The organism is Pseudomonas sp. IPO3749, from assembly GCF_013386605.1.
GTDB classification, from domain to species: domain Bacteria; phylum Pseudomonadota; class Gammaproteobacteria; order Pseudomonadales; family Pseudomonadaceae; genus Aquipseudomonas; species Aquipseudomonas azotoformans_A.
Genome location: NZ_JACARN010000018.1, coordinates 41,049 through 65,815 on the forward strand (window position 1 = coordinate 41,049; position 24,767 = coordinate 65,815).

The window sequence follows — 24,767 nt, forward strand, 5'->3', positions numbered from 1 at the left end:
GGAGCCTCCCGTGCGCCAGCAATATCTAGCCCTGCTCAGTGTGTTCGCCAGCCTGCCTGCGATGGCCCTCACGTTCCAGACACGTCTGGAGAATATTGAGTGGAAGGTGGAAGGCGACCAATTCGAGTGCCGCCTGACCCAGCCGATCACCGATTTCGGTTCGGGTGAGTTCGTGCGCCGGGCCGGCGAGCAGGCGACGTTTCGTCTGAAGGCCTACAACGGCTCACTGGGCGCCGGTTCTGCCACCTTGCTGGCCGCCGCTGCACCGTGGCAGCCGGGCCGAGGGGATATCAACCTCGGCGCCGTGCGTGCCGGCAGTGGCGATGTGTTGTTCAACAGCTCCCAGGCCCAGGCCGGGCGTCTGTTCAATGGCTTGCTGGAAGGGCGTAGCCCCACCGTGCGGCACTATGGGCGCGAAGGCGGCTATTCGGAGATCCGTCTGCTGCCGGTCAAATTCAACAAGGCCTACAACGATTACCAGCTATGCACCGCCAAGCTGTTGCCGATGAATTACGACCAGGTCAAACAGACCGAAGTTGGCTTCCCCGGCGGCGGAATCGAGCTGGACGCGGCCGCCAAGAAGAAACTCGACGTGATTCTCGCGTTCATGAAAGCCGACCCCACCGTCAACCATATCGAGTTGAATGGCCATTCGGACAACAGCGGCAACCGCCTGACCAATCGCGACGTCTCGCGTCGTCGCGGCTTGGCGGTCATGGACTACTTCAAAGCCAACGGGATCCCGGAATCGCAGATCACCCTGCGTTTCCACGGCGAAAGCTACCCACTGGCGCCCAACACCAATGCGGCCAACCGGGCGCGCAACCGTCGCGTGAATATCCAGCTTGAACGCGTCGCAGCCCCCGAGAAACCGGCGCCTCAGGCCACTGGCCCAAGCAACGCCGCGCACACGTCCTGAGGTGCGACCATCGGTCGCCCGTTCGACATAATCTGTCGCTTTATCTTCATTTGCTGTCGCGCCCCTGTAAATTCGCGGTTTTGGTCGGTAGAATCGACGCCTTTCCGTACAACCCCGTGGAGTGATGGCATGGCCGACGTAAACAAGGTCGTTCTCGCGTATTCCGGCGGCCTGGACACTTCGGTGATCCTCAAGTGGCTGCAGGATACTTATAACTGTGAAGTGGTGACCTTCACCGCTGACCTGGGTCAGGGCGAAGAGGTCGAACCTGCACGTGCCAAGGCGCAAGCCATGGGCGTGAAAGAGATCTACATTGACGACCTGCGCGAAGAGTTCGTCCGCGATTTCGTTTTCCCGATGTTTCGCGCCAACACCGTCTACGAAGGCGAGTACCTGCTGGGTACCTCCATCGCACGTCCGCTGATCGCCAAGCGCCTGATCGAAATCGCCAACGAAACCGGCGCCGACGCCATTTCCCATGGCGCCACCGGCAAAGGCAACGACCAGGTGCGTTTCGAGCTGGGTGCCTACGCCCTCAAGCCAGGCGTGAAAGTGATTGCCCCTTGGCGTGAATGGGACCTGCTGTCCCGTGAAAAGCTGATGGATTACGCTGAAAAGCACGCAATCCCGATCGAGCGCCACGGCAAGAAAAAGTCCCCGTATTCGATGGACGCCAACTTGCTGCACATCTCCTATGAAGGCGGCGTGCTGGAAGACACCTGGACCGAGCACGAAGAAGACATGTGGAAGTGGACCGTCTCCCCGGAGAACGCTCCCGACAAGCCGCAATACCTGGAACTGACCTACCGCAACGGCGACATCGTCGCGCTGGACGGCGTCGAAATGACCCCGGCCACCGTGCTGGCGACCCTGAACCGTATCGGTGGCGAACACGGGATCGGCCGTCTCGACATCGTCGAGAACCGTTACGTGGGCATGAAGTCCCGTGGCTGCTACGAAACCCCTGGTGGCACCATCATGCTGCGCGCCCACCGCGCGATCGAATCGATCACCCTGGACCGCGAAGTGGCTCACCTCAAAGACGAGCTGATGCCCAAGTACGCCAGCCTGATCTACACCGGCTACTGGTGGAGCCCTGAGCGTCTGATGCTGCAGCAGATGATCGACGCTTCCCAGGCCCACGTGAACGGCGTTGTGCGCCTGAAGCTGTACAAGGGCAACGTGATCGTGACCGGTCGCAAGTCCGATGAGTCGCTGTTCGACGCCAACATCGCCACCTTCGAAGAAGACGGCGGTGCGTACAACCAGGCAGACGCGGCAGGCTTTATCAAGTTGAACGCATTGCGCATGCGCATTGCCGCCAACAAAGGTCGCTCGCTGTTCTAAGTCTCAGCCTGTTGTGAAGAATGGCCCCTTGTTCAAGGGGCCATTTTTTTTGTCCTGTGATTGTGTAGAGACTTTAGATGTTTATAACGATTAAACGGCTGTGGATGTTTTTCCTCAAAATCTTTATCAGAAATGAGGTTTGAATGAATTGTTGTTGAAAGTTTGTAGGGGGAATGAATTTTTTACATCTATGTAGGAACTGGTCTTACAGATAATTCACTCATGTAAGTGCGGAGAAGATACGAATCACCGAATCGTCTGTAGGAATTAAGGATGTAAGTGAATATGTTAAATGGAACTAAAGCAGACGGATCGTTCTGGCCGTTTTCCCCAGCAGCAGGCGAGAGGCAAGGGGCATTTCCTGAGAGTCATGTGCGGCACGTTTACCCAACCCCCTATAAGCCACGGATATTTCACTCAAAGTATGTAAGTCCCAGGAAAGGTCTGAAAGCATCCACAAAATCAGATCCCTCCGAGAGGGCGTTTTTTTGTAGGGCAATTCCTTTATCGCTGTGGGGTGGGTCTCTGCTTGCTGTTGCTTGGGGGGTAACGCTATGCCAACTAGGAAACGACTAGGCTATTGTGCTTGCTCTAAATAATTCGAACAGCGAAATTGGACTTTCTTATGAATAAAGTGCTGATCGTGGATGATCATCCCGTCATTCGTCTTGCTGTGCGTATGCTAATGGAACGTCATGGTTATGAGGTCGTTGCCGAGACCGATAACGGTGTCGATGCATTGCAACTTGCACGGGAGCATATGCCGGACATTGTGATACTGGATATCGGGATACCCAAACTTGATGGCCTGGAAGTTATTTGCCGGTTGTCTTCTACCAAGCAACCTGCGCCCTTCAAGGTGCTGGTGCTGACGTCCCAGGCCCCGGGTCATTTTTCCATGCGTTGCATGCAAGCGGGGGCTGCCGGCTACGTGTGCAAGCAACAGGACCTCACCGAGCTGTTGAGTGCTATCAAGGCGGTCTTGTCCGGCTACAGCTATTTCCCCAACCAGGCGCTCAACTCGGTACGCTCCACCATGGGCAATGCCAGCGAAGCCGATATGGTCGAGCGCCTGTCCGGGCGGGAAATGATGGTATTGCAGCAGTTGGCACGGGGCAGGACCAACAAGGAGATCGCCGACGGCATGTTCCTCAGTAACAAGACCGTCAGCACCTATAAGACGCGTTTGCTGCTCAAGCTCAATGCGCGTTCGCTGGTGGACCTGATCGAACTGGCCCAGCGTAACGGCTTGGTTTAGAGGAGGGCATAGCACAGCGTATTGCCTGGGTCACCGGCAGAAAAAAGCCTCCCTGAAGGAGGCTTCCGGCTGTCGATCGCTCGATCAGAGATCGAAGTCGTAATCGGCCAGCTGTTTTTGCAAGCGTCGTTCTTCCAGTAGATTGTCGATAGTGCGGCGTTTGCTCAAATTGGTCTTGGCGACCTCTGCCACAGGTGTCTGCGCGCCCTCGTCATCCGACTCAACGAGGTCGTCTTCCACTTCCAGTTGCTCTTTGCCAGTGCTCATAAGGTTCACTCCGGGCTAAGACTGCCGTTGGCGCTCCTTATAACGATAATCCATGATCCGGTAAAAAAGATTTTTTCAATCGACTGATCGAGAAAACCAATGATCCCTTAATCGTCGGAGGTCTTGTCCTTGTATTCGCAAAGGTCTTCGATGCGACAGCTGCCGCAGCGCGGCTTGCGGGCCTGGCAAACGTAGCGGCCATGAAGGATGAGCCAGTGGTGCGAATCCAGCAGATACGGCTTGGGCACGAACTTCATCAGTTGCTTTTCCACTTCCACCACGTTCTTGCCACGGGCGATGCCGGTTCGATTGCTGACCCGGAAGATGTGGGTGTCCACGGCCATGGTCAGTTGCCGGAACGCGGTGTTGAGTACCACGTTGGCGGTTTTGCGGCCAACGCCTGGCAAGGCCTCCAGGGCTTCGCGGGTCTGCGGCACTTCACTGCCGTGCAGTTCCACCAGCAGGCGGCAGGTTTCGATGACGTTCTTGGCCTTGCTGTTGTACAGGCCGATGGTCTTGATGTATTCCGACAACCCCTCCACACCCAGGGCATAGATCGCCTCTGGCGTATTCGCCACGGGGTACAGCTTGGCCGTGGCCTTGTTCACGCCGACGTCCGTGGATTGGGCCGACAGGATCACCGCAATCAGCAACTCGAACGGCGTGGTGTAGGCCAGTTCGGTCTTGGGTTCTGGATTGTCTTCGTGGAGCCTGCGGAAAATTTCCAGGCGTTTTGCGGCGTTCATGGGGTGGGGTTTTCCTGGCAGTCGATCGGCGGGATTGTAGCAATACAGGCTTTGCGGGTCAGGCGTTGCCGTGGGCATCCACTTGGCGCTGCGCCTCGTCGAGGTTGTGCTGCGCCTCGGCCAGTTGCTGCGGGTTGGCGTTCAAGTCCTGGGCTTTCTTCAACGCTGCGCGGCGCATCGCCAGCTGGATTTTGGCGCGTTTCAGGTCGGCAGTATTACCGGTTGCTGCCATTGTCTTCGGCGCGGTGCCCAGCTCTAACGTCGTCAGCGCTTGTTCTGCCGCTTCGAACTGCTGCTGCAAGACGATCAACTGCGATTGTTGTTCAAAGGTTGGCGGGTGACCGAAGGCCTTCAAGGATTTATGCAGTTGGGCTCGGCTCATGGCGACCGTGATTTTGGCTTTCTTGATCGCGCCATCCTGTGCTGCATCGGCTTGCACGGGTAAAACCGGCACTGAGCGTTTGGCCCGAGCCTGGCGTTCGGCGACTTTTTGCGCTTCCTCTCGTTGCAGCCGCGCGTTGCGTTGCTCATAACGCCGCCTTGCCCGGTCGCGCTTGAGGTGGCGTTCATGGCGTTGCTGATCATTGGTGGCCAGGCCACCCACAATCGGCAATACCGTGGCTGTCGGGCGCATTTCTATGCAATCAACGGGGCAGGGCGCGACGCAGAGGTCGCAACCGGTGCACTCATCGACAATGACCGTGTGCATCAGCTTGGCTGCGCCGACAATGGCGTCCACCGGGCAGGCCTGGATGCACTTGGTGCAACCGATGCACTCGGCTTCGCGGATATAGGCAATCTGGGCCGGGGCTTCCCCTCGGCTGATATCCAGTTCCAGCACCGGCACGCGCAACAATTGCGCAAGGCCAGCAATGGTTTCTTGTCCACCAGGCGGGCACTTGTTGATCGCTTCGCCCTGAGCAATACCCTCAGCGTAAGGCTTGCAGCCTGGATGCCCGCATTTGCCGCATTGGGTCTGCGGCAGCAGCGCGTCGATACGTTGAATGAGGTTCATGGGGTGATCATGGGGATGCCGGTTAACAAACAGAAGCTGATTATCCGGCAAGCGAAAAGAGGGGACTAGCTGAAAAGCCCTGCCGCCGAAACGACAGGGCTGTCTTACAGGCTTACTTGATACGTTGGCCCGGCTTGGCACCGCTGTCAGGGCTGAGCAGGTAGATCTCTTCCCCGCCAGGGCCGGCTGCCATCACCATGCCCTCGGAGATGCCGAACTTCATTTTCCGAGGCTTGAGGTTGGCGATCATCATGGTCAGGCGACCATCAAGCTTGGACGGGTCCGGATAAGCGCTCTTGATGCCGGAGAACACGTTGCGTTGCTCGCCGCCGAGGTCCAGGGTCAGGCGCAGCAGCTTGTCGGCACCCTCCACGGCTTCGGCCTTGACGATCAGCGCGACACGCAGGTCCACAGCGGCGAAAGCATCAAAGTCGATTTCCGCAGAGATCGGATCTTTGGCCAACTCACCGTTGCCCGCGGGCGCAGCCGAACCGGTATCGGTCTGGCTGGCAACCAGGTCTTCTTTCGAAGCGTCGGTCATGGCCTGAACTTTCACCGGGTCGATACGGGTCATCAGCGGCTTGAACTCGTTCAACTGATGGTTGCTGAGCAAGGTGGTGTGATCGTTCCAGGTCAGCGGCGCCACATTGAGGAACGCCTCGGCGTCGGCGGCCAGCAGAGGCAGCACCGGTTTGAGGAAGATCACCAGTTGGCGGAACAGGTTGACGCCCGTGGCGCAGATCGCCTGCACTTCCGCCTGCTTGCCTTCCTGTTTGTTCAGCGACCACGGTGCCTTGTCGGCGATCCAGGCGTTGGCACGGTCGGCCAGGCCCATGATCTCGCGCATGGCGCGGGCAAAGTCGCGCGCTTCATAGGCATCGGCGATGCTAGGCGCAGCGGCCAGGAACGCTTCAGTCAGATCCGGCGCAGCGTTCTCGGCCACCAGCAGGCCCGCATTGCCCTTGTGGATAAACCCGGCACAACGGCTGGCAATGTTGACAACCTTGCCGACCAGGTCCGAGTTGACCTTCTGTACGAAGTCTTCCAGGTTCAGGTCCAGGTCATCGACGCCACGGCCCAGCTTGGAGGCGTAGTAGTAACGCAGGTATTCCGGCGACAAGTGATCCAGGTAGGTGCGCGCCTTGATGAAGGTGCCACGGGACTTGGACATCTTCTGGCCATTGACCGTCAGGTAGCCGTGCACGGCAATGGCGGTGGGCTTGCGGTAGCCCGACCCCTCAAGCATGGCCGGCCAGAACAGCGCGTGGAAGTTGACGATGTCCTTGCCGATGAAGTGGTACAGCTCGGCGGTGGAGTCCTTGTTCCAGAACGTGTCGAAGTCCAGCTCCGGCGTGCGGTCGCACAGGTTCTTGAAGCTGGCCATGTAGCCGATTGGAGCATCCAGCCACACGTAGAAATATTTGCCCGGCTCGCCTGGGATCTCGAAGCCGAAGTACGGCGCATCGCGGGAGATGTCCCACTGCTGCAGGCCGCTGTCGAGCCATTCGGAGAGTTTGTTGGCCACGGCGTCCTGCAGGGTGCCGCTGCGGGTCCAGGTTTGCAGCATCTGCTGGAAATCCGGGAGCTTGAAGAAGAAGTGCTGGGAATCCTTGAGCACCGGGGTGGCGCCAGAGATTGCCGACTTAGGGTTCTTCAGCTCGGTGGGCGCATAGGTCGCACCGCATTTTTCGCAGTTGTCGCCGTACTGGTCTTCGGTGCCGCATTTCGGGCAGGTGCCCTTGATGAAGCGGTCGGCCAGGAACATTTTCTTTTCCGGGTCGAAATACTGGGTCACCGAACGCTGGTCGATATGCCCGGCTTCTTTCAAGCGCAGGTAGATCTGGCTCGACAGCTCACGGTTTTCTTCGGAGTGGGTCGAGTGGAAGTTATCGAAGTCCACCAGGAACTCGGCAAAGTCGGCGCTGTGTTCAGCCTGCACGTTGGCGATCAGTTGTTCCGGGGTGATCCCTTCCTTTTCGGCGCGCAACATGATGGCCGAACCATGGGCGTCGTCCGCGCAGACATAAATGCATTGATTGCCGCGATGCTTCTGGAAGCGCACCCACATATCGGTCTGGATGTACTCAAGCATATGGCCAAGATGGATGGAACCATTGGCATAGGGCAGGGCGCTGGTGACGAGGATCTTGCGTGGCTCGGACATGGGGCTCGGCTACTTGATGAAACGGAGGTCGGCCACTATAAAGCGCCGGGAAATATATTTCACCCCGTGGCGCTGTTTCAGAATCTTCCGAACCTGCGAAAGCATGCCGTAACGCCGCTGGAACGGTTAGGATAGCCGCCTGTTTCAGTCAGTCTTTTTCGGGAGTAGCCCATGAGCGCCGTCAATCGCGCAGCGGTGGAAGCCGTGCTTCGCCAGTACACCGACCCTTATTTGAACCAGGACCCGGTCAGTGCCGGCTGTGTGCGTGCCATCGACGTCCAGGGCGACCAGGTGTCGGTTCAATTGGAACTGGGTTACGCCGCCGGCCTGTTCAAGAGCGGTTGGGCGCAGATGCTGCAGATGGCCATTGAAGGCCTCGACGGCGTGCGTTCGGCCAAGGTCGACATCCAGTGTGTGATCGCCGCGCACAAGGCCCAGGCGCAGATCCCGGGCCTGTCCAACGTCAAGAACGTGGTGGCCGTGGCCTCCGGCAAGGGCGGCGTGGGCAAATCCACCACGGCGGCCAACCTGGCCCTGGCCCTGGCCCGCGAAGGTGCGCGCGTGGGCATCCTTGATGCGGACATCTACGGCCCGAGCCAAGGCGTGATGTTCGGCATCGCCGAGGGCACACGGCCGAAGGTCAAGGACCAGAAGTGGTTCGTGCCAATTGAGTCCTTGGGCGTGGAAGTGATGTCCATGGCCTTCCTGACCGATGACAACACGCCGATGGTCTGGCGCGGGCCAATGGTCTCCGGCGCCTTGCTGCAACTGGTCACCCAGACCGCCTGGGGCGATTTGGACTACCTGGTGATCGACATGCCACCAGGCACGGGCGATATCCAGCTGACCCTGGCGCAGAAAGTCCCGGTGGCTGGCTCGGTGATCGTCACCACGCCCCAGGACCTGGCGTTGCTCGACGCGAGAAAAGGCGTGGAAATGTTCCGCAAGGTCAATATCCCGGTGCTGGGCGTGGTGGAGAACATGGCGGTGCACATCTGCTCCAATTGCGGCCACGCGGAGCACCTGTTCGGCGAAGGCGGTGGCGAGAAACTGGCCACCCAATATGGGGTGGAACTGCTGGCCTCATTGCCACTGTCGATGGTCATTCGTGAACAGGCTGACGGCGGCAAGCCGACGGTTGCGGCGGACCCTGATGGCCAGATCGCCATGGTCTATCAGGAGCTTGCCCGCCATGTGGGTGCACGTATCGTGCTGCAAGAAGCCGCTGCGCCAGTGATGCCGACCATCACCGTCAGCGACGACTGAGGGCATTGAAGGGAAAAAGCCTCGACGTTGTCGGGGCTTTTTCATATCTGGACGGTGGTCAAGGCGGGTTTATTTCTCATTTACGCAATTGGTCGTGTAAGCATTCGCTTACTTTTTCGTAAGCGTTTGGGTTTTTTACCCGCCAAGTCCATCCCGGTTGGTTGAAAGAGCTTTCCATCTTATTGAAAAATAACAATTAATTATTGTCTGTTGAACGTCACAGCCTGTCAGCCGCAGAAACGGCTCCCGTTGAACTTCCTTTGGAACTCTCTAACATCAGCCCTGTGTCCACGGATTGACACAACCATCAAGGAATGATGGTTAAGGGAATATCGCAGGATGCGATTCATCAGGATGATGAAAAGGAATACAGGGACTAGGGAAAAAATGTGGGCGGGTCATACCGCCCCTTTTTTTTGCCTGTAGGAAAGTGACACCCACCTTCCAGAAACGCAAAAAGGCCCGCAAGGGGCCTTTTTGGACGCGACGCTATCAGCGTTCGAGGTCAGCAATTTTACCCGTCTTGCCATCCCATTCCGCAGCATCCGGCATCGGGTCTTTGCGCTCAGTGATATTCGGCCAGATTTCAGCCAGCTCGACGTTCAGCTGAATGAACTGCTCCATACCTGCCGGGACTTCATCCTCGGAGAAAATAGCGACGGCCGGGCATTCAGGTTCACACAGGGCGCAATCAATGCACTCGTCCGGGTGGATGACCAGGAAGTTCGGGCCTTCGTAGAAGCAGTCCACCGGACATACTTCCACGCAGTCGGTGTACTTGCACTTGATGCAGTTGTCGGTGACGACGAAGGTCATTTCTAATTTTCTCCTCAGGCGGCGGCAGCGAAACCCTTTGTGGCAGGGCTCGCGAGGTTCGGGAGCGATAGTCTGCAGGCCAGGCTAATAGCCTGCAGCATCCCAAACCGCGCGAGAGTCTACCAGCTTGCAAGCCTCAGCGTTATATCCGAGTCTTCAGTGCATATAACATTTCGAGCGCTTTTCGCGGCGTCAAGTCATCCAGGTCAAGCTTTGCCAACTCATCCAGCACCGGGTGGGGCAGGCTGGCGAACATATCACTCTGATGCGGCGCGGCCGGTTTGCTGGAGGCTTTGGCTGGGCTGGCGACCACGGTTTCATGGGGCAGGGCCGTGGTTTCCAGGCGGCTGAGGTGTTCGCGGGCGCGGGTGATCACGTCATTCGGCACACCGGCCAGTTGGGCCACGGCCAGGCCGTAACTCTGGCTGGCCGGCCCCGGCAGCACGTGGTGCAGGAACACGATACGCTCGTTATGCTCGGTGGCGTTCAGGTGCACGTTGGCCACCAGCGGTTCGCTTTCCGGCAGTACGGTCAGCTCGAAATAGTGGGTGGCAAACAGCGTATAGGCACGCAGATGCGCCAGACGCTCGGCCGCCGCCCAGGCCAGGGATAGCCCGTCGAAAGTGCTGGTGCCGCGACCCACTTCGTCCATCAGCACCAGGCTGCGTTCAGTGGCATTGTGCAAGATGTTGGCGGTCTCGCTCATTTCCACCATAAAGGTCGAACGGCCACCGGCCAGGTCATCGCTGGAGCCGATCCGGGTGAAAATGCGATCCACCAAGGACAGCTCGCAACTGGCCGCCGGCACAAAGCTGCCGATGTGCGCCAACAGCACAATCAAAGCGGTCTGACGCATGTAGGTGGATTTACCGCCCATGTTCGGACCGGTGATCACCAGCATGCGGGTATCGTCGTCCAGCGACAGGTCGTTGGCGACGAACGGCGTGGTCAACACCTGTTCTACGACCGGGTGGCGACCTTGCACGATGCGCATGCACGGCTCGCTGACAAAACGCGGGCAGTTCAGGTCAAGGTTCAGCGCGCGCTCGGCCAGGTTGCTCAGCACATCCAGCTCGGCCAGGGCGGCGGCGGTGTCCTGCAGCGGTGCCAACTGGCTGATCAGGTCTTCCAGCAGGTTCTCGTAGAGCATCTTTTCCCGAGCCAAGGCACGGCTCTTGGCCGACAGTGCCTTGTCTTCGAATTCTTTCAGCTCTGGGGTGATAAACCGTTCGGCGCCTTTCAGTGTCTGGCGACGTTGATAGTCGATGGGGGCCGACTCGGCCTGCTTGCTCGGCAACTCGATGAAGTAGCCGTGCACACGGTTGTAGCCGACTTTCAGGTTGGCCAGGCCGGTACGGGCTTTTTCGCGGGCTTCCAGGTCAATCAGGAACTGCCCGGCGTTTTCGCTCAGGGCTTGGAGTTCGTCCAACTCGCTGTCGTAACCGGTCTTCAAGACGCCGCCGTCACGGATGATTGCCGGCGGGTTGTCGATGATGGCTTTTTCCAGCAGTGCCGCCAGTTCCGGATAAGTACCGGCGGTAACCGCGAGCTGTTGCAGGTGCGGTGTATCCAGTTCGGTCATCGCTGCTTGCAATTGTGGCAAGGCACCGAGGGCGTCACGCAGGCGCGCCAAGTCACGCGGCCGCGCATTACGCAGGCCGATCCGCGCCAGGATGCGCTCGATATCGCCGATTTCCTTCAGTTGTGGCTGCAGCTTTTCAAAGCGATAGCCGTCCAGCAGGCAAGTAATAGAAGTCTGACGCGCCTGCAGCACGTTCAAGTCGCGCAACGGGCGGTTCAGCCAGCGGGTCAGCAAGCGGCTGCCCATGGCGGTCTGGCAACGGTCGACCACCGATTGCAGAGTGTTATCGCGGCCACCGGCCAGGTTGGTGTCCAATTCCAGATTGCGACGGCTCGCGCCATCGAGCACCACGGTATCGTCCAGACGCTCATGGCGTAGGCTGCGCAAATGCGGCAGGGCGGTGCGCTGGGTTTCCTTGGCATAGCCCAGCAAGCAACCGGCGGCGCCGATGGCCAGGGTCAGGGTTTCGCAGCCGAAGCCTTTAAGGTCTTGCACCGAGAACTGTTGGCACAGACTTTTCAACGCCGAGTCACGCTCAAAATCCCACGGTGCGCGACGCTTGGCCCCACGGCGTTTTTCCGCCGGCAGATCTTTCGGCCAATCGTCCGGGATCAACAGCTCAACCGGGTTGATGCGCTCCAACTCGGCCAGCAGGTTCTCCCAGCCTTTGATCTCCAGCACGCTGAAGTTGCCGCTGGTGATATCCAGCACCGACAGGCCAAACAGACGCTCATCGCCCAACACTGCTGCAATCAGGTTGTCGCGACGCTCATCCAGCAGCGCCTCATCACTCACCGTCCCCGGCGTAATAATGCGCACCACCTGACGTTCCACCGGCCCCTTGCTGGTGGCCGGGTCGCCGATCTGCTCACAGATCACCACCGACTCGCCCAGCTTCACCAGCTTGACCAGGTAGCCTTCCAACGAATGGTAAGGAATCCCACACATTGGAATCGACTGCCCCGCCGACTGCCCGCGCGCGGTCAGGGTGATGTCCAGCAGCTTGGCGGCTTTCTTCGCGTCTTCGTAGAAGATCTCGTAGAAGTCGCCCATGCGGTAGAACATCAACTGATCAGGGTGCTGGTTCTTGAGTCGCCAGTACTGCTGCATCATTGGAGTGTGGGAGGACAGATCGGACGTGTTTTTACTCATTGGGTCGTAGGCAAATTCGTTGAAAGTGATGGGGCAAAGGGCGCGCTTGGCCCAGCATTTATTGCAATGGCGGCAAGGTTAACACGCGAGTTCGGGGGGCGCAGGTCGCAAATGGAGAAGGTAAAACGTAAACGTGGCGACATCTCAGTTCAAGGCACCGCTCCCGTACTCGCAGGTTAAATTTGCCCAATAAAAAGCCCGGCGCCAGGCCGGGCTTCAGAACGCGGTTTTGATGCAATCAGGCGCGCTTTGCCTGGGCCTTCATTATTACAAGGTTTTGTTGCTTGGTCGCTTCGGTGAGAACTTCAGTGTAAACGCGCTTTTTCTGATCGGATTTTGCGTCACGAATAAAGTCGGCAAAGGAGCTTTTCACACCTTTGGACAAGCCAAGCTTGATCGAAATCATCAATGTGCTCCTGATGGTGGCCTGAGCTTGGCCTCGAGATCGGCCCACGTATGCTGCTCAGGGATATGGTAGTCAATCTTATCGACACCCGCTTTGTAGAGACGTCCAGAGTTGTCGATGTGTTTGATGAGCAAATCCACGTGAACGCTGCTCCCGTACTCTAGCTTAAGGGCATTCACTACGTCACGCGCGGCAAAGTATTGCTCGATGAAATGCTCTTTACGAATTCTTCTGCCCTCGGCCTCCTCACGGGCCTTCACGAACTCCCATGCAAGCATGGGGTTTTGATACACATACAATATCTGTACGAATCTTCCCTTTTTCAACGAGCGTTCGACATTTCTTTTGGCGACCGTAAGATTCGAAAACGTGCCATCGAGAAGAAAGGACTGTCGTTGGTCGAGAGCATGGTCGATCATTTTTTCGACCAGAATCGACACTCCTCGTTGGAAAAGCCAGGAATTTGCTCCGTTATAAGTGGCAAACTCGTTGCGAAGTTCATCGGGATCGATTCGTAAAATAGGGGTGTCAGCGAACAGGTTTATAAGAGCGACTGAGGCCTCAGTTTTTCCTGCGCCCGGTGATCCTGCCATGAATACAGACACTGGCGACTCTTCCGACGGATAGATCGCTTTGTCTGTCAGGCGTCTGGCAATTGACTTTTTATTTGAGCGAGCAAATCGCAGTGCTTCTTCTGAGATTTCGATCTCTGCGACTGTCATTTTGTCAGTGTCGTGAAATGCGGCCTGCTCCATCAAAACATCCCCATTTGTTTCAGTGGTGTATCAAAGATTATCACTCGGATAAAACCTCAGAGCTGGCCGAAACCTCACCTAACACATATTAGCGCCCGCATAAGATATGCAAATTAGCATTTGCCAACCCCAAAATCTCCCGTCACTATCCTCGTTATGCAAAAACGCAACGTTTCTATCGTCTTACGTGAACTGCTGGACCGCGACCGGATCTCCCCCACGGAGCTTCACCGGCGTACCGGCGTGCCTCAATCCACGCTGTCCCGGATCCTCAGCGGCAAGATCGTTGATCCGTCGGACAAGCACATTTCCCGCATCGCCGAGTATTTCCGTGTGAGCACCGACCAACTGCGCGGGCGCGTGGCGGTGGGCGTTTCGCGGGAAGATGGACGCGACCCGATGCATTCGGAACTCAAGGACATAAGCCTGTGGGACGACGACACGCCCGTGAATGACGACGAGGTGTCGATCCCCTTTCTGCGCGAGGTTGAATTGGCTGCTGGATCAGGAAGATTCGTCATCGAGGAAAGCGAGAAGGCCAGCCTGCGGTTCGGCAAGCGCAGCCTGCGGCATAACGGTGTGCAGTTCGACCAGGCCAAGTGTGTGACGGTGCGTGGCAACAGCATGTTGCCGGTGCTGCGTGATGGCGCGACGGTCGGGGTGAACGCGGGCAAAAGCGGCATTGGTGATATCGTCGATGGTGACTTGTATGCCATCAACCACAACGGCCAATTGCGGGTTAAACAGCTCTACCGCCTGCCTTCCGGGATTCGCCTGCGCAGTTTCAATCGTGATGAGCACCCGGATGAGGACTACAGCTTCCAGGATATCCAGGATGAGCAGATCAGTATCCTGGGTCATGTGTTTTGGTGGGGTATGTACGCCCGTTAACCTCCTTCTGTAAGACAAAGCCCGCCAAAGAGCGGGTTTTTTTACGTCTGTAAAAAACCACTCAACCCGCAGCCTACAAGCCCGAAAATGCATTCGTGCATTACCTTGTGGAAAATAAATGCATTTGTGCATTGACTGTATATGCATACATGCATATTCTCCATCTCAAGCCAGCCAACAAGGCCTGGTGGAGGCGGCAAGGATGCTGCCAGTCAACACAAGGAAGTCACGCAGCACCGGCAAGGACGCCATCCGAGCGATGGCAAGGACGCCAGCAACACCGGCAAGGAAGCCGACGCTCTTTAGTTTCACCGCTTAACAAACAGGCAGCGATGAACCGGCCTTAACGGTTCAGAGGGTTGGCAACTGACCCGGGTGTGCAGCGTAAAGCACCAGAAGCAGTTATCCGGCAGACAGGGATCGTGGTCGGAAAAACATCGAGGAAAGATCCGTACCGCGCCAGTAGCGCCGAAAGATCGAAAGTGGACCGCATTACTGAAAAGCCCGGGCAACCGGGCTTTTTGGAATGCCTACCTACCCATGGATTTACCCAAGAACCGGCCCTGTGCCGGGAGTGCTCAGCCAGGAGGCGTGACATGACAAACGAGCAGCAAGCGTTAGCGGAAATGCCTATCTGGCTGGTGATCGTATTGGCGCTGATTGGCGGTGTATCCGGCGAAATGTGGCGCGCCGACAAGGAGGGCGCCCGCGGTTGGTCACTGATCCGGCGCCTGGCGCTGAGGTCTGGGGCATGCATGGTCTGCGGGGTATCGGCATTGATGCTGTGCTACGCCGCCGGCATGTCGATCTGGACCGCCGGCGCCATTGGCTGCCTGACGGCCATGGCCGGTGCGGACGTGGCCATCGGCCTTTATGAACGCTGGGCGGCCAAGCGCATCGGGGTCAACGAGACCCCAACCTCTCGCCCGGATCAGCAGTAACCGCTGCAAGGATGCAAGCAGATGACACTTCTCGAAAAACCTTCCCAGCTGCCTGTGGCGATTGGCGAAGTGCTGAAGCGCGCGTTCCCACAACTACGGGTCGGTAATCACCATGACCTCTCCGACACGGGCGACAAAACCGGCATTTTGATCAGCGTGGAGCGCAATGGCCCGGGCGTTCGCTCCCTTGCCGGGCGCAAGGCGCATGCCTTGTCGGTTTCACTCAGGGCTACGGTCGTCAGTGGCTCGGCGCCCTTTGACGCCTGCGACCTGGCCAGCCGACTGATGGATTTGGCCCTGGATAACCGCTGGGGCCTGCCGCCCGATCAATGTGACCTGCCCACCGCGATTGTCGCGGCACCTTCCGTGCTCACCAGCGCGGAAACGGACTATGACACTTGGATTGTATCCTTCACCCAGAACTTCTACCTCGGACTGTCTCTGCTCAAAGATCCCGCAGGCATGCCGCCGTCTACGGACCTGTATGTAGGTGGGTGTGAGAGGGCGGCGAATGTAACGCCGCTTCCTAATCAATCACACGGAAAAGGTGGTTCAGTAAAAGGATTTTGCAGATGTTGAAAGAATTCAGATGCGGTAACTGCAACCGACTTCTCGCCCGCACGGGTGGGTTTACAGAGCTCCAGATCAAATGTTCCCGATGTGGGACGCTGAATCATGTGAAGGCCGCGAGCCTCGAGCAATCGCCCATGAGCGCCATACGCCCAATTCAGAGGCCTGAACTTAAATCAGCTCAGTAATGGAGTTTAAAATGGAAAACGCAAGCTCGGCGTCTCAAACCTTGCAAGATCTTTGGACTCAAGTACAACCGGTGGATAACACTGGCATGCTTAGGCGCGTGGTTTTTGCGCAAGGCAAGTTTTATGCGGTTGGTGGTAACGGTCTTAACACAACCACTCAGGTTGTCAGCGGAGGCGTAACTGGTACAGCGTGGACCAAGCTTAAGGGCGCCGTCACCTCTGATAGCGCAAAGGTCCTCAACGAGCTGTACTGGAACGGTATTGGGGTATCGCTTCAAGCCCTTTCTCAATCCGGCAATCTGATCTTCGGCGACGCAGCACGCCCTGAAAGGGTTTGGACAGACCTTACGGCAACTGTTCGCGCGTCCGGAGACTTGCAAGGCATTGTGTTTTATCAACCAATTTCCGGTAACAGCTACACCTGGATACTGGTTGGGTCTAACGGTAAAGTCTTTTCCCGTTATAGCGATTGGTCAGGCCTGGTGGAGCGCACTACGACCTTCACTTCTAGCGAGACTGTGTACTGCGTCAACGTCATTGGCAGTTTTGTGTTGGTTGCGGGATCGAATGGGAAGCTGCTTAGCGCAGTGAAGATGGCGACGGAAAATCCGCAAACATTCACGCCCAGAACCAGCACCTTTGGCACTAGCACTATCCTTTCCATGAAGCTTTGCAACGGGAAAATGTTTATCGTTGGTGCGGATGGCAAGATGGCATATTCATCCGATGGGCTTAGCTGGACTGCTGTTGAAGATACCAGTTTCGGTGGAACCATCATCCGCGACATTGCTTACGGTAATGGCAAGTATGTAGCTGTCGGCGACGGCGGCAAGACAGCCGTTTCCGAGGATGGGATCGGTTGGGTTCAGCAAGCCAACACTTTCGCAGGAGCCGATATCCGGAGCGTCGCCTATGGCAACGGCAAGTTTATAGCTGTTGGTGCAGATGGCATGATTGCTTACTGGATTCCATGATCTTCTGTCTCCTTGCGTAATAGAGCCCAGCCGTCGCGCTGGGCTTTTTCATTTCTGATTCAGGCTCGCCACAGCCAGGGTGGCCCTTCGGGGGATGCCTGGACGCTGATAAGCCGGTAGTGCAGCGCTACGGAAAAAAACCGGCCGCCCGTGCGCTCTGTTCACACCAGACTTCCAGAGTGGCGCGAGACTGGATTGGCGAGATCGATGCATTGGGGCGTCGACGCTGGGCTGGTCTTTGGCTGACTGCGGGAAAGACCGCGCACCTATTCAGGGCCTCGACATGATCGGGGCCTTTTCGTTTTCGGCTCCACCACACCCATTGCTCCGAGCTGGGAGTGCTGCTGGGGCCGTTCCAATTCAAGTCATGCCCCACGGAGTCGAGCGCATGGAGTATTTACAGCGCCTGCTCGACAAGATCGACCGGTTCGAATTATTGATTGCGGGCCTCGTCGGGGCGGTGATCGCCAGTTGTTGGCACAAGGACGACCTGGCGAATTGGCGTACCTGGGTGATCTTCTTAATCACTGGGCGCGCGAGTTCGTTGCACCTGGCTGGAATGGTCAGTGCCTATCGCAGTTCTAACACGGACGTTGGTTTGTCTACCTAGGGGGCTTTCAAGGTGACCGTGGTGGTGATAACGCAGCCTCAATTGATTCAAATCATTCCAGGCGCTAGCCGTATGGCGGGAGTTTTTTCAACCGCGTTGAATGCGTCTTTTGTTCGGTACGAAATCAACAGCGTGCTGCGCGCCGCCGCTTTTCTCGCGCAGATCGGCCACGAATCCGGCGAACTGCACTACGTACGCGAACTCGGCAGCGATACTTATTTGAGCAAGTACGACACCGGTACGTTGGCCGCGCGCCTGGGCAATACGCCTGAAGCGGACGGCGACGGCCAAAAGTACCGGGGCAGGGGGCTGATCCAGGTCACCGGTCGCCGCAACTACCTGGCATGCAGCCAAGCGCTGTTCGGCGATGATCGCTTGCTGCAACAACCCGAATTACTGGAGCAACCACAATGGGCCTGTGAATCCGCCGCCTGGTTCTGGCAAAGCAATGGCTTGAATGAACTCGCCGACAAGGACCAGTTCACCACCATCACCCGGCGTATCAACGGCGGGCTCAATGGCCTGGAGGACCGTTTGCAGTTGTGGGCGCGGGCGAAGGTGGTTTTATGCGTTTCTTAGTTGCGATTGGCGTATGCGTGCTGGTGGTCGTTGTCTGGCAGGTGCAGGCGTGGCGGTACGGGGCACAGATTGAACGCTTGTCGGCCGCACAGACCCAGAAAGCCCTGCATCTACAGCAGGCCGAGCAAGACAGACGGCTGGCCCTTGAGCAACAGCTCAGTGCCATCGACCAACAACATGCCCGGGAGTTGAGCGATGCCCAACGTACTCAAGCAGCTTTGCGTGACCGCATTGCCACTGCTGATGTGCGGCTGTCAGTCCTTCTCGACGCCTCCAGTGGCTGCCCAATGCCAGCCGCCACCGCCGCCGGCAGCGTGGTTCATGCAGCCCCGCGAGCCCGACTTGACCCAGCGCATGCTCAGCGAATTATCCGCATCACCGACGACGGCGACAGCGCCCTGATTGCCTTGCGTGCCTGCCAGGCGTATGTGCGAGCCGTCGCCCGTTAGTGTCTTGAGACAGTCCGTCACTTGCGTGTGAGATTGTCTCCTGTAGGGTAGGCGAACCCCCGCCCACGACTGGAGACGACCGTGAAGGAAATCACTCAACTGGCTGCTGAACTGGGGCGCCGTTTGCAGGTGCTCAACGCCCACGTCACCACCGCCGAGTCCTGCACCGGCGGCGGAATCGCGGAAGCCATTACGCGGATTCCGGGAAGTTCGGCCTGGTTCGAGGCGGGGTATGTCACCTATTCCAATCGCCAGAAGACCCGCCAGTTGAATGTGCCGGAAACGTTGTTTCCAAAAGTCGGCGCCGTCAGCCAGGAAGTGGTGGAGGCAATGGTGCGTGGTGCACAGGAAAAAAGCCTGGCGCGCTTTGCCGTGGCGGTCAGTGGTGTAGCGGGACCGGATGGCGGCTCGCCGGACAAACCCGTGGGCACGGTATGGCTGGCTTTCGGCGTCGGCGAGGAGGTCACGGCCGAGCTTGAGCACTTCACCGGCAACCGCGACGAGGTCCGCCGACAAACGGTAAAGGCCGCGCTAGAGGGCTTGTTGCGACGAGCTGCAGCAGAAATAGAAAATCAGGGGTAGGCGATCTCCGATCTTTGTGGAACAATACTGTCTACTTATACAGGTGTTGGCCGCCCCGGCCTTATTGATTACGTGAGGACTTTAATGGACGACAACAAGAAGAAAGCCTTGGCTGCGGCCCTGGGTCAGATCGAACGTCAATTCGGCAAGGGTGCCGTAATGCGTATGGGCGATCATGACCGTCAGGCGATCCCGGCTATTTCCACGGGCTCTCTGGGTCTGGACATCGCGCTCGGCATTGGCGGCCTGCCAAAAGGCCGTATCGTTGAAATCTACGGTCCTGAATCTTCCGGTAAAACTACCCTGACTTTGTCGGTGATTGCCCAGGCGCAGAAAATGGGCGCCACCTGTGCGTTCGTCGACGCCGAGCACGCCCTGGACCCTGAATACGCCGGCAAACTGGGCGTCAACGTCGACGACCTGCTGGTTTCCCAGCCGGACACCGGTGAGCAAGCCCTGGAAATCACCGACATGCTGGTGCGCTCCAACGCCATCGACGTGATCGTGGTCGACTCCGTGGCGGCCCTGGTACCCAAGGCTGAAATCGAAGGCGAAATGGGTGACATGCACGTGGGCCTGCAGGCCCGTCTGATGTCCCAGGCGCTGCGTAAAATCACCGGTAACATCAAGAACGCCAACTGCCTGGTGATCTTCATCAACCAGATCCGTATGAAGATCGGCGTGATGTTCGGCAGCCCGGAAACCACCACCGGTGGTAACGCGCTGAAGTTCTACGCTTCGGTCCGTCTGGACATCCGTCGTACCGGCGCGGTGAAAGAAGGTGACGAGGTTGTCGGTAGCGAAACCCGCGTTAAAGTCGTGAAGAACAAAGTGGCCCCGCCTTTCCGTCAGGCCGAGTTCCAGATTCTCTACGGCAAGGGTATCTACCTGAACGGCGAGATGATCGACCTGGGCGTGCTGCACGGTTTCGTCGAGAAATCCGGTGCCTGGTATGCCTACAACGGCAGCAAGATCGGTCAAGGCAAGGCCAACTCGGCCAAGTTCCTGGCGGACAACCCGGACATCGCCGCCACGCTTGAAAAGCAGATTCGCGACAAGCTGCTGACTGCTGCTCCAGACGTGAAAGCTGCCGCCAACCGCGAGCCGGTTGAAGAAGTGGAAGAAGCTGACACTGACATCTAACGATGACAGTTGTATTGGATACACTCGTCGCCGTTCGGCGCACTGCAATGGACCTGCTCGCTCGCCGCGAGCACGGTCGAGTCGAGCTGACGCGTAAATTGCGTCAGCGCGGCGCAGAGCCCGAGATGATCGAAAGCGCCCTCGACCGCTTGACGGAAGAGGGGCTGCTTTCCGAAGCCCGTTATCTAGAAAGTTTTGTCTCGTACCGAGCCCGTTCGGGTTATGGCCCGGCGCGTATTCGCGAAGAGCTGAGCCAGCGAGGCCTGCAACGAGCGGATATCGACCTTGCCCTGCGCGAGTGCGGGATCAGTTGGCAGGCGCAGTTGGAAGACACCTGGCGGCGCAAGTTCTCTGGCCATCTGCCGATTGATGCCAAGGAACGGGCGAAGCAGGGACGATTCCTCAGCTATCGCGGGTTTTCGATGGAAATGATCAGCCGCTTGTTGAGCGGCCGAGACATGGACGACTGAACACCGCTGTAGAGGTGAGCGAGCTGTTGTGGCGAGGGAGCTTGCTCCCGCTGGGCTGCGCAGCAGCCCCAATTGCTTCACCTGATACACCACCAAAAAAGACCCACTATGAAAATAGTGGGTCTTTTTTTTTGCCCTCAAAAAATCACGCCGGCTCCGGCGCCACTCGCTGCTGCGCCTTGCCCTGAGCCTGTGCCCAGTTCTCCGGTGAATTGATGTAGTCCACCAACTCCCGCAGCCGGCCCTGATCGCGCCCGTTGAAGTTGAACACCAGCCGCGTCAAATGGCTGAACCTCGGTTCATCATGTTCCTCGCCGGTATACGAGAGCTGCTGGAACTCTCCACTCAGTCGCAGGCTGGCGAACTCGCCTTGCAAATGGGCCAATGCGCGTTCACTGAGCGGGTGATTCATGCGCACCACAAACTCGCGTTTCAGCCAACGGGTGGAGTGGAAGTTGGCATAAAACTGGTTGATCTCTTCCACAGCCTCTTCGGCGCTGTACACCAGGCGTACCAGCTTGAGGTCGGTGGGCAGGATGTAGCGGTTGGCTTCCAACTGGCTGCGGATAAAGTCCAGGGCGCCTTGCCAGAACCCACCACCCGGCGCGTCCAGCAGCACCACCGGGACCAGTGGGCTCTTGCCGGTCTGGATCAGGGTCAGCACTTCCAATGCTTCATCCAGGGTGCCGAAACCGCCCGGGCACAGCACCAAGGCATCGGCCTCCTTGACGAAGAACAGCTTGCGGGTAAAGAAGAAGTGGAAGGACAGCAGGTTCTCAGTGCCATCGATGGTCGGGTTGGCATGCTGTTCAAACGGCAGGGTGATGTTGAACCCCAGGCTGTGTTCCAGGCCCGCGCCTTCGTGGGCGGCGGCCATGATGCCGCCGCCGCCGCCGGTGATCACCATCAGGTCCGAACGTGCCAGTGCCGCGCCGACTTCGCGGGCCAGTGCATACAACGGGCTTTCTATCGGTGTGCGAGCCGAGCCGAACACCGTGACCTTGCGGCGGCCCTTGAACTGTTCGAGCACGCGGAAGGCATTGTCCAATTCGCGGATGGCTTGCAGGGTGATCTTGGCGTTCCAGCGGTTGCGGTCGTCCTGGGCCATGCGCAGCACGGTGAGGATCATGTCGCGATACAGGGGAATATTCGGGCTGTTGGGGGCGATCAGTTGGAGTTGTGCGTCGACCTGCTGGGTGAGGTCGGTGCCGTGTTCTTCGAAGTGTCGGAGCAGGCGGTCATTCGGTTCGTAAGGCATTCAACTTCTCCTTCTTGCAGGGCACCTTCGCCGCAGGCGACGACACTGCTTGTGTCGCTGTTCGCCGTAGGGGCAACCTTCTTTTGCCCTGAAAATGTTACAGAACAGCATGAAAAGCGCTGTGGATGAACGGTTGGGATGACTTGATCATGGGCCGGAAAACCGTTGGCTGGCAACCACTTATTGGTCGCTCAATACGGAGTCTAGCTGTCTGGAAGCACTTGAAGCGGGGGGGAGTGCGCGCCACCGAACGGCAGCACGCGAAGGTCAAGCCGTTACTTTTTCTTTTTTGCCGCAGCCGGTGCCGGGCAATCCGCTTCCACGAACTTCACCGAGGCCACAGGACGGTTGGTCTTGTTCTCAGTGATTTCGTAACGCATCACCGCACCCTTGGCCATCAGCTCGCGGTAGCCCTTGTTCAGGCACACGCTCTGACCGAGCTGGAAGTACACCGCCTTGGGGTTGGCGCGCATCTGTTCGGCGCGGTCGGGCAAGACGCTCAGGTGGTCGATCAGTTGCATGCCTTCAACGGTGTAGGCCACTTCCAGGGTCTTTTCGTCGATTTCCCGGGGCAGGTCCTTGTTGCTCTCAGCCGCGACGCTTTGCAGCTTGCGGTTCATTTGGGCCTCCAGCAGCGAGGCCGCCTGGGCGCACACGGGCAATACCAGCGCGAGGGCGACGGATGGGGCGACAAGGCGCAGCATGGAACGCAGCATGAAACTCTCCTGATTCGGTTACTGGTGCATAGACCAGCCACTGCGCTGTGCGTTCAGTGGCGCGCAATTATAGGTGAGCCCTTGCCACTACAGCCAGGCGTATCGCTGGTAAACTGCCGCCACTTCAGCCGTCCACGAGTTTTCACCGTGTCGATCTACCCGTCCCACCGGCGCATCCGATGAGCCACGCCGTTTCCCGTCTGCGCACCCAGCGTCTGGCCCGTGCCGTCCGGCCGTTCCTCAACCGTGGTTCACGTGCCGAGCGCTGCCCCGGCTGCCGGGTCATTCCTGAGTACTGCCTGTGTGCCTGGCGGCCCAACGTCGCCGCCACTTCAGCGATGTGCCTGCTGATGCATGACGTGGAACCCATGAAACCCAGCAATACAGGCTGGCTGATCGCCGATGTGATCGACGACACCACCGCGTTCGCCTGGTCACGTACCGAGGTCGATCCAGACCTGCTCACATTGCTGGCCGACCCGCAGTGGCAGCCTTATATCGTGTTCCCCGGCGAATTCGTCGCACCGGAGCGCGTCGTCAGCGAGGTGAAGGTAGAGGAGGGCAAGCGTCCGCTGTTCATCCTGCTGGATGGCACTTGGAGCGAAGCGCGCAAAATGTTCCGCAAAAGCCCCTACCTGGAGCATTTGCCGGTGCTCAGCCTGGCGCCCGAGCAGCTATCGCGCTACAAACTGCGCCGTTCCAAGCGCGACGACCACTTCTGCACCGCCGAAGTCGCTGCTCTATGCCTTGAGCTGGCCGATGACCTGGTGGCCAGTGAAGTCCTGGACGCCTACCTGGATGTGTTCAGCACCCATTACCTGGCCGCCAAGTTCCAGATGCCGCTGGATCCGACGGATACTGTTCATACGCGCCTTGCTCCCTATATTGCGACGGTATAACCAGACGACGTTTGCATGATGGCACCCCAACCCCGCAACCCGCTAAAATGCCCACGGGCGTAGCGCTTGACCCCCCAGGCTACGCTGGGCATGCTGGGCGCCGATCAGGGCACCCCTAAAAAACAGGATCATTTAATCAATGGCCACATACGAAATCCTGATAGCCGATGACCACCCGCTTTTTCGCAGTGCGTTGCACCAGGCCGTGACCTTGGGCCTTGGCCCGGACGTCCGCCTGGTTGAAGTGGCCAGCATTGCCGAGCTGGAAGCCCGCCTTACCGAGAAATCCGACTGGGACCTGGTGCTGCTCGACCTGAACATGCCCGGTGCCTACGGTTTCTCCGGTTTGGTGCTGTTGCGCGGCCAGTACCCGCAGATCCCCGTGGTGATGGTCTCGGCCCAGGAAGAAGCCGACGTGGTGGTGCGCTCCAAGGAGTTTGGCGCCAGCGGTTTCATTCCCAAGTCCAGTGCGATGGAAGATATCCAGAAAGCCGTACGCACCGTGCTGGATGGCGATGTGTCCTGGCCGCCGCAAGCGTTTGAAGAAATCAACGTGTCCGACGAAGCCAAGGCCGCCCGCGATGGCCTTGCCAGCCTGACACCGCAGCAGTTCCGGGTGCTGACCATGGTCTGCGAAGGCTTGTTGAACAAGCAGATTGCCTACGAGTTGAGCGTATCGGAAGCCACCATCAAGGCCCACGTCACGGCGATCTTCCGCAAACTGGGCGTGCGTACCCGCACCCAGGCGGCGCTGCTCTTGCAACAACTTGAGTCAATTTCGCAGCATTAAGCTGTCATCGATTC

At 58.2% G+C, this 24,767-nt stretch carries 26 protein-coding genes and 1 pseudogene; 17 read left to right on the forward strand and 10 right to left on the reverse strand.

What is annotated here, in order from left to right; genetic code table 11:
- Positions 1–10 precede the first annotated feature (10 nt).
- The 3 genes from HX812_RS08635 to HX812_RS08645 all read left to right on the forward strand — a co-directional run bounded on the left by HX812_RS08635 (position 11) and on the right by HX812_RS08645 (position 3,524).
- Positions 11–919, forward strand: a complete 909-nt coding sequence (locus HX812_RS08635; RefSeq protein ID WP_010212739.1) for an OmpA family protein — start codon at positions 11–13, stop codon at positions 917–919.
- Between the two features lie 129 nt (positions 920–1,048).
- Positions 1,049–2,266: an argininosuccinate synthase gene (locus tag HX812_RS08640; RefSeq protein WP_038847848.1), complete on the forward strand. Its 1,218-nt coding sequence runs from the start codon at positions 1,049–1,051 to the stop codon at positions 2,264–2,266.
- Between the two features lie 625 nt (positions 2,267–2,891).
- Positions 2,892–3,524, forward strand: coding sequence for a response regulator transcription factor (locus tag HX812_RS08645; protein ID WP_010212736.1), 633 nt, complete (start codon positions 2,892–2,894; stop codon positions 3,522–3,524).
- An 84-nt stretch (positions 3,525–3,608) separates the two neighbouring features.
- Here HX812_RS08645 and HX812_RS08650 read toward each other — a convergent pair whose 3' ends face one another.
- The 4 genes from HX812_RS08650 to metG form a co-directional block, all read right to left on the reverse strand.
- Positions 3,609–3,791 carry a PA3496 family putative envelope integrity protein gene (locus HX812_RS08650; protein WP_038847849.1) on the reverse strand — a complete coding sequence of 61 codons (183 nt, stop codon included), beginning with the start codon at positions 3,789–3,791 and terminating at the stop codon, positions 3,609–3,611.
- A 107-nt stretch (positions 3,792–3,898) separates the two neighbouring features.
- Positions 3,899–4,537 carry an endonuclease III gene (gene nth, locus HX812_RS08655; protein WP_038847851.1) on the reverse strand — a complete coding sequence of 213 codons (639 nt, stop codon included), beginning with the start codon at positions 4,535–4,537 and terminating at the stop codon, positions 3,899–3,901.
- 58 nt (positions 4,538–4,595) lie between these two features.
- Entirely contained in the window at positions 4,596–5,585 is a 990-nt protein-coding gene (gene rsxB / locus HX812_RS08660; protein WP_256353689.1) for an electron transport complex subunit RsxB, read from the reverse strand.
- Positions 5,586–5,664: 79 nt separating this feature from the next.
- Positions 5,665–7,716 carry a methionine--tRNA ligase gene (gene metG / locus HX812_RS08665; protein ID WP_038847855.1) on the reverse strand — a complete coding sequence of 684 codons (2,052 nt, stop codon included), beginning with the start codon at positions 7,714–7,716 and terminating at the stop codon, positions 5,665–5,667.
- A 171-nt stretch (positions 7,717–7,887) separates the two neighbouring features.
- Between metG and apbC the strand changes: the two genes are divergently transcribed.
- Entirely contained in the window at positions 7,888–8,982 is a 1,095-nt protein-coding gene (apbC, locus tag HX812_RS08670; RefSeq protein ID WP_038847857.1) for an iron-sulfur cluster carrier protein ApbC, read from the forward strand.
- Between the two features lie 492 nt (positions 8,983–9,474).
- Here apbC and fdxA read toward each other — a convergent pair whose 3' ends face one another.
- The 4 genes from fdxA to HX812_RS08690 all read right to left on the reverse strand — a co-directional run bounded on the left by fdxA (position 9,475) and on the right by HX812_RS08690 (position 13,693).
- On the reverse strand, positions 9,475–9,798 hold the full coding sequence (gene fdxA / locus HX812_RS08675) for a ferredoxin FdxA (RefSeq protein WP_033899812.1): 324 nt from the start codon (positions 9,796–9,798) through the stop codon (positions 9,475–9,477).
- Between the two features lie 142 nt (positions 9,799–9,940).
- Positions 9,941–12,532 (reverse strand): DNA mismatch repair protein MutS, encoded by a 2,592-nt coding sequence (gene mutS, locus HX812_RS08680; RefSeq protein ID WP_038847859.1) that lies wholly within the window; start codon positions 12,530–12,532, stop codon positions 9,941–9,943.
- Positions 12,533–12,770: 238 nt separating this feature from the next.
- Complete coding sequence (locus HX812_RS08685; RefSeq protein WP_177128130.1) at positions 12,771–12,938, reverse strand: hypothetical protein; 168 nt, start codon at positions 12,936–12,938, stop codon at positions 12,771–12,773.
- Complete coding sequence (locus tag HX812_RS08690) at positions 12,938–13,693, reverse strand: zeta toxin family protein (protein ID WP_235165469.1); 756 nt, start codon at positions 13,691–13,693, stop codon at positions 12,938–12,940. Before HX812_RS08690 ends, HX812_RS08685 begins: the two co-directional genes overlap by 1 nt.
- A 156-nt stretch (positions 13,694–13,849) precedes the next feature.
- Between HX812_RS08690 and HX812_RS08695 the strand changes: the two genes are divergently transcribed.
- From HX812_RS08695 to recX, 11 genes and pseudogenes are all read left to right on the forward strand, one after another.
- Positions 13,850–14,584 (forward strand): XRE family transcriptional regulator, encoded by a 735-nt coding sequence (locus HX812_RS08695; protein ID WP_016977944.1) that lies wholly within the window; start codon positions 13,850–13,852, stop codon positions 14,582–14,584.
- Positions 14,585–15,180: 596 nt separating this feature from the next.
- Positions 15,181–15,525 carry a phage holin family protein gene (locus HX812_RS08700; RefSeq protein ID WP_016977943.1) on the forward strand — a complete coding sequence of 115 codons (345 nt, stop codon included), beginning with the start codon at positions 15,181–15,183 and terminating at the stop codon, positions 15,523–15,525.
- A gap of 21 nt (positions 15,526–15,546) precedes the next feature.
- Positions 15,547–16,104, forward strand: coding sequence for a hypothetical protein (locus HX812_RS08705; protein WP_038847860.1), 558 nt, complete (start codon positions 15,547–15,549; stop codon positions 16,102–16,104).
- The gene (locus HX812_RS08710; RefSeq protein WP_080642401.1) at positions 16,098–16,283 is read left to right on the forward strand and encodes a Com family DNA-binding transcriptional regulator; all 186 of its coding nucleotides are present in this window, start codon (positions 16,098–16,100) and stop codon (positions 16,281–16,283) included. Before HX812_RS08705 ends, HX812_RS08710 begins: the two co-directional genes overlap by 7 nt.
- A gap of 11 nt (positions 16,284–16,294) precedes the next feature.
- Positions 16,295–17,257, forward strand: coding sequence for a hypothetical protein (locus tag HX812_RS08715; protein WP_038847861.1), 963 nt, complete (start codon positions 16,295–16,297; stop codon positions 17,255–17,257).
- A 388-nt stretch (positions 17,258–17,645) separates the two neighbouring features.
- Positions 17,646–17,831: pseudogene (locus tag HX812_RS08720) on the forward strand (MFS transporter); the annotation flags it as partial.
- Positions 17,832–17,888: 57 nt separating this feature from the next.
- Complete coding sequence (locus tag HX812_RS08725) at positions 17,889–18,446, forward strand: glycoside hydrolase family 19 protein (RefSeq protein ID WP_038847875.1); 558 nt, start codon at positions 17,889–17,891, stop codon at positions 18,444–18,446.
- Positions 18,434–18,895 (forward strand): lysis system i-spanin subunit Rz, encoded by a 462-nt coding sequence (locus tag HX812_RS08730; RefSeq protein ID WP_016977938.1) that lies wholly within the window; start codon positions 18,434–18,436, stop codon positions 18,893–18,895. The genes HX812_RS08725 and HX812_RS08730 overlap by 13 nt, the downstream gene beginning before the upstream one ends.
- A gap of 81 nt (positions 18,896–18,976) precedes the next feature.
- Complete coding sequence (locus HX812_RS08735; RefSeq protein ID WP_033899920.1) at positions 18,977–19,477, forward strand: CinA family protein; 501 nt, start codon at positions 18,977–18,979, stop codon at positions 19,475–19,477.
- Positions 19,478–19,561: 84 nt separating this feature from the next.
- Complete coding sequence (gene recA, locus HX812_RS08740; RefSeq protein WP_003189042.1) at positions 19,562–20,620, forward strand: recombinase RecA; 1,059 nt, start codon at positions 19,562–19,564, stop codon at positions 20,618–20,620.
- A gap of 2 nt (positions 20,621–20,622) precedes the next feature.
- The gene (recX, locus tag HX812_RS08745) at positions 20,623–21,090 is read left to right on the forward strand and encodes a recombination regulator RecX (RefSeq protein WP_033899922.1); all 468 of its coding nucleotides are present in this window, start codon (positions 20,623–20,625) and stop codon (positions 21,088–21,090) included.
- Between the two features lie 145 nt (positions 21,091–21,235).
- On the opposite strand, the gene HX812_RS08750 is transcribed toward recX, so the two are convergent.
- Complete coding sequence (locus HX812_RS08750) at positions 21,236–22,348, reverse strand: TIGR00730 family Rossman fold protein (protein WP_038847865.1); 1,113 nt, start codon at positions 22,346–22,348, stop codon at positions 21,236–21,238.
- Between the two features lie 275 nt (positions 22,349–22,623).
- Positions 22,624–23,064 carry a PA3611 family quorum-sensing-regulated virulence factor gene (locus tag HX812_RS08755; RefSeq protein WP_010212685.1) on the reverse strand — a complete coding sequence of 147 codons (441 nt, stop codon included), beginning with the start codon at positions 23,062–23,064 and terminating at the stop codon, positions 22,624–22,626.
- 179 nt (positions 23,065–23,243) lie between these two features.
- Between HX812_RS08755 and HX812_RS08760 the strand changes: the two genes are divergently transcribed.
- A complete protein-coding gene (locus HX812_RS08760; RefSeq protein ID WP_038847867.1) occupies positions 23,244–23,963 on the forward strand; it encodes a tRNA-uridine aminocarboxypropyltransferase in 720 nt (239 codons plus the stop codon).
- 139 nt (positions 23,964–24,102) lie between these two features.
- Positions 24,103–24,753, forward strand: a complete 651-nt coding sequence (gene erdR / locus HX812_RS08765) for a response regulator transcription factor ErdR (RefSeq protein WP_003189050.1) — start codon at positions 24,103–24,105, stop codon at positions 24,751–24,753.
- The last annotated feature ends 14 nt before the right edge of the window (positions 24,754–24,767 follow it).